General features: G+C 66.0%; 1 pseudogene. It reads right to left on the reverse strand.

Annotated elements, in window-relative coordinates:
• Window positions 1-750: pseudogene (locus ISP15_RS18420) on the reverse strand (hypothetical protein); the annotation flags it as partial.

The following is a 750-nucleotide window of genomic DNA, read 5'->3' on the forward strand; positions in this document are numbered from 1 at the left end:
GTCACCGCCCCGGTAGGATCGATCGTGAAGATCTTTTCGTTGGCCTGGTCGTAGACGTACTGGGTGACGTTGCCGTTGGCGTCGGTCACGCGGATGAGGTTGTTGTCGGCGTCGTAGGCGTAGCTGGTCGTCAGGTTGAGCTGGCCAGTCCCCGGATCGACGAGGGTCTGGCTCAGGCGTTCCAGGCTGTCGTAGACGTATTGCGTGGTCACCGCCGCGCTGGTGCCGGCGCCGGCGGTGACGGTCAGTGTCTTGCCGTCGCCGTCGTAGGTATAGGTGGTGACGCTGCCCACGGCGTTGGTCTGGCTCAGCACGCGACCGTCGGCATCGTAGGCATACGTGGTCACCGCGCCGGTCGGATCGGTGATGCTGAGCTGCCGCCCTTGGGCGTCCAGGGTGTAGGTGGTGGTGAGGGCCAGGCCGCCGGGATCGACCGTCTGGGTCAGCTGCCTGCCGCTGGCGTTATAGGTATAGGTGACGACATGCCCGGTGGCGTCGGTGCTCTGGATCAGGTCGCCGTCGGCGTCGTACTGGTTACGACTGACCTCGCCCAGCGGCGTGGTGGTGGTGAGCAGGCGTCCGTCGGCATCGTAGGTGTAGGTGGTGGTGGTGCCAGCCCCATCGGTCACGCTCAGCGTGTCGCCATAGGCATCCTGCACGGTGGTCATCGTCACGCCATCGGGCGTGGTCACGCTGCGGGTGTGCGTGGCGAGGTCGTCGTGGTAGGTGGTGGTGTTGCCCAGCGCATCG

The sequence above is a fragment of the Dyella jejuensis genome (assembly GCF_044904675.1).
GTDB lineage: Bacteria > Pseudomonadota > Gammaproteobacteria > Xanthomonadales > Rhodanobacteraceae > Dyella_B > Dyella_B jejuensis.